We start from the raw sequence: 3,962 nt of genomic DNA on the forward strand, positions 1-3,962 counted from the left end.
CATGACGAAGCTTGCTTGAGCAGCTATCGGAAACAGGAATAAGCATGGATACCCTGCTGTCTCCCTTTGTCTGGCGGGACGCCATCACCGCCGTGTTCTGGCTGGCCGTGGCCGCGCTGGCCCTGGGCACGGCCCGGCGCGCGGCGCTGTGGCGCACAGGCCGCAGCGCCAGCGTGGCGTGGAGCGGGCTGTTCGCCATCCCCAAACGCTACTTCGTGGACCTGCACCACGTCGTGGCCCGCGAGCCCGCGGTGGCGCGCGCCCACGTGGCCGTGGCCGGCGGGGCCATCGCCTGCATGGCGCTGGTGGCCCTCAACGACGGCCTGCGCCTGCGCTGGGCCGTGCTCGACGCCGCGCTGGTGGCCTGTGCGCTGGTGATGCTCGCCGGCGCCGTGATGATGGCCCAACGCCGCCGCCAGCCCGCCGTGGCCGCGCGTGTCTCGCGCGGCCCCTGGAACCGCCTGCCCTGGACGCTGGGCGCCGGTGCCGCCGGCCTGGCCGCCCTGGCCGTGGGCGCACTGTGGTACGACCAGATCGCCCCCTGGTGGGCCGCGCTGTGCGTGCTGGCCCTGGGCGCCGGCGCGGCCGAGCTGGCCCTGGGCGTGGGCCTGGCCGGCCCCATGAAGCACGCCATCGCCGGGCTGCTGCACCTGGGCCTGCACCCGCGCCCCGAGCGTTTCAAGGAGCAGGGCGTCGGCCCCACCGCGCAGCGCCAGGCCAGCGCCTTGAAGCCGGTGAAGCTCGGCAGCGACCTGCCCGGCGCCACCAAGCCCGCGGACCTGCCCTGGAACCGCCTGCTGTCCTTCGACGCCTGCGTGCAGTGCGGCAAGTGCGAGGCGGCCTGCCCGGCCTACGCCGCGGGCCAGCCCCTGAACCCCAAGAAGTTGATCCAGGACCTCGTCACCGGCATGGCCGGCGGCAGCGACGCCCGCTACCACGGCAACCCGTACCCGGGCAAGGACGTGGGCCGCCACGCCGGCGCGCCCAACCAGCCCGTGGTGCCGGGCCTGATCGACGCCGAGACGCTGTGGAGCTGCACCACCTGCCGCGCCTGCGTGCAGGCCTGCCCGATGCTGATCGAGCACGTGGACCTGGTGGTGGACCTGCGCCGCAGCCTCACGCTCGTGGGCGGCACGGTGCCCAACAAGGGCTCCGAGGTGCTGTCCGCGCTGCGCGAGACCGACACGCAGGGCCGCTACCCGCTGTCGGCCCGCTACCACTGGGCCGCCGACCTGGGCCTGCCCGTGGTGGGCAAGGGCCAGCGCGCGGACTGGCTGCTGCTGGCCGGCGAGGCGGGCTTCGACATGCGCGGCCAGAAGACGCTGCGCGCGCTGGTGCAGTCCATGAAGGCCGGCAGCATCGTCCCCGCCGTGCTGGGTGCGGCCGAGACCGACTGCGGCGACGTCGCCCGCCGCCTGGGCGACGAGGCCGGCTACCAGCGCCTGGCGCGCCAGCTCATGGACACGCTCACCGCGCACCCGGCCGCCAACCTCGTGACGGCCGACCCGCACCTGCTGCATGCCCTGCGCAACGAGTACCCGGTGCTCGACGCCGCCTGGGCGCAGCGCCTGGCCTCCGGCCAGGTGCGCGTGTGGCACCACACCGAGCTGCTGGCCGACCTGCTGGAGCGCCGCGTGTTGAAACCCAAGGCCTCCGACGGCACCCAGCCGCCCAGCGTCACGCTGCACGACCCGTGCTACCTGGGCCGCTACAACGGGCAGGTCGAGGCGCCGCGCCGCGCGCTCAAGGCCATCGGCATCAAGGTCGTGGAGATGGAGCGTTGCGGCCTCAACGCCCGCTGCTGTGGCGGTGGGGGCGGGGCGCCCACCACCGACATCCCGGGCAAGCGCCGCATTCCCGACATCCGCATGGACGACGCGCGCGCCACCGGCGCCGACATCGTCGCGGTGGCCTGCCCGCAGTGCACCGCCATGCTCGAAGGCGTGGTGGGCAAGCGGCCCGAAGTGCTGGACGTGGCCGAGCTGGTGGCCCGCGCCGTGGAGATGAAGCAATGATCCGACGTGTCGATCCGCGCCGCCCGGCGCTCATCACCGCCCAGGGGCTGCGCCGCATCGTGCTGGGCGGCACCGAGGGCGAGCGCGACCTGCGCGTGGGCGCCGGCGCCCACGCCAGCGTGCGCCGCCCGCGCCTGGCGCAGGCCGCCAAGGGCTGCGTGCTCGTCATCGCCCACCCGGACTGCGGCAGTTTTGATGAGCACGCCCGCGAGGCCATCGCCGCCGCGGCGCTGCTGGCCCAGGCGGACGAGGCCGTGGTGGTGCTCGCACCCTGTGCCGAGCCGGATGCGCTGCAGCTCGATGCCGCCGCGCTGGGCCTGGACCGGCTGGAGCTGCTGCCCCTGGCAGCGAGCACCACGGCCGATGCGCTGGCCGAGGCCGTGGGCCAGCGCTGGCAGAGGCTGCAGCCGCGCCTGGTGCTGGCGCCGGACCGCGGCGACGACGGCGACGTGGGCCGCCGCCTGGCCGTGGCCCGCGGCCTGCGCACCGCCGCCGGGGTGGTGGAGATTGCCGAGGGCCGCGCCCGCGTGCGGGACCAGGGCGGCGTCAGCCGCGCCGCCGGCGACGCCACCGCCGCCATGGACGCGCTGCAACTGCTGCTCATCGGCCGCCAGGTGGCGCGCACCGAGCTGCCCTTCCTGGGCCTGGGCGAGCGCGTCACGCTGGAGGCGCCGGCCGCACGCCGCGCCCTGGGCCTCAAGGACCTGGGTGTGGTCGCGGGCAAGGCGCAGCAAGTGGCGCTGGAAGAGGCCGACTTCATCATGGCCGCGGGCAACGGCGTCACCGACGTGAAGCTGTTCCACGAGCTGGCCGAGGCGCTGGGCGCCGCCGTGGGCGCCTCGCGCGTGGCGGTGGACGACGGGCGCTTCCCGCGCAGCCAGCAGATCGGCGCCACCGGCAAGACCGTGCAGGCCCGCGGCTACCTGGCCATGGGCATCTCCGGCGCGGTGCAGCACCTGCAGGGCATACGCGAGTGCCGGCACGTGCTGGCCGTGAACACCGACGTGTCCTCGCCCATCGCGCAGCGCTCGGAGCTCACCGTGGCCGAGGACGTGCAGGCCCTCATGCGCGCGCTGCTCACCCTGGTGCGCGGCGGGCGCGCGTCCCATGCGGCCGGCGACAAGGCCGCTTCCTCATCCAAGAGCCTGGAGATGGCGTGATGACCGCTTCCGTCACCGTTCTCGTGAGCGTGCGCGTGGACCCCACCAGCGGCCGCGCCACGCGCAGCCGCGCCGACGCCGCGGGCGTCGCCCTGGCGCAAAAGGCGCTGGGCACGGGCCGCGAACCGTCACTGTGCACCGTGGGCCACATGCCTGCCGGCGTGGCGCGCGACTACCTGGCCCAGGGCGTGAGCAGCCTCACGCGGCTGCTGGCCGCCGACGACAGCCTGGAGGGCACCGTGGCCGTGCTGGCCGCCGCCTGCCGCGAGCGCACGCTGGTGATCGCGGGCGCCAAGGGCGAAGCGGGCCTGGCCAGCGGGCTGCTGCCCTACGCGCTGGCGCAGCGGCTGCAGCGCCCGCTGATCAGCGAAGTCATCGATTTACAGGAGGAGCCCGACGGCGGCTGGCGCGTGGTGCAGGCGCTGCCGCGGGGTGCCCGGCGCTCCTGGAAACTGGAGCCCGGCACCGCCGCCGTGCTCGTGACCAGCGCGCGCCTGCCCCAGCGCGAGGACTTGCCGCTGCGCCATGCCTGGGTGGCGGCGCAGGAGGGCAAGGTGCTGGACCGCAACGTCCCCACGCCGGCCGGCGCGGCTTCGGCCCACCCCGAATGGCACTTCGAGCCCGCGCGCAAGCAGCGCCGCGCATTGGCACCCGTCTCCAACGAGAGCGGTGCCGCGCGCATGGCCAAGGCCACGGGCACGGCGGACACGGGCAAGAAGAGCGGCGCCGTCATCCGCGACGGCTCGGCCATGGAGAAGGCGCAAGCCCTGCTGGACCACTTGCGCAA

At 74.9% G+C, this 3,962-nt stretch carries 3 protein-coding genes; all 3 read left to right on the top strand.

The window, feature by feature from the left end; translation table 11 throughout:
• The first annotated feature begins 44 nt into the window (after positions 1-44).
• On the top strand, positions 45-2,015 hold the full coding sequence (locus tag ALA01S_RS30300) for a DUF3483 domain-containing protein (RefSeq protein ID WP_084268099.1): 1,971 nt from the start codon (positions 45-47) through the stop codon (positions 2,013-2,015).
• On the top strand, positions 2,012-3,175 hold the full coding sequence (locus ALA01S_RS30305; protein WP_066343385.1) for an electron transfer flavoprotein subunit alpha/FixB family protein: 1,164 nt from the start codon (positions 2,012-2,014) through the stop codon (positions 3,173-3,175). Before ALA01S_RS30300 ends, ALA01S_RS30305 begins: the two co-directional genes overlap by 4 nt.
• A partial coding sequence (locus tag ALA01S_RS30310; protein WP_066343394.1) for a hypothetical protein occupies positions 3,175-3,962 on the top strand: 788 nt, incomplete at its 3' end. The genes ALA01S_RS30305 and ALA01S_RS30310, both read left to right, overlap by 1 nt.

It is taken from the genome of Azohydromonas lata NBRC 102462 (genome assembly GCF_001571085.1).
In the GTDB taxonomy this organism is placed as follows: Bacteria; Pseudomonadota; Gammaproteobacteria; order Burkholderiales; family Burkholderiaceae_C; genus Azohydromonas; species Azohydromonas lata.

Bases quoted from the DNA above. Each gene is read 5' to 3' on its own strand.
- ALA01S_RS30300 (WP_084268099.1), top strand. From the start codon at position 45: ATGGATACCCTGCTGTCTCCCTTTGTCTGGCGGGACGCCATCACCGCC.
- ALA01S_RS30305 (WP_066343385.1), top strand. From the start codon at position 2,012: ATGATCCGACGTGTCGATCCGCGCCGCCCGGCGCTCATCACCGCCCAG.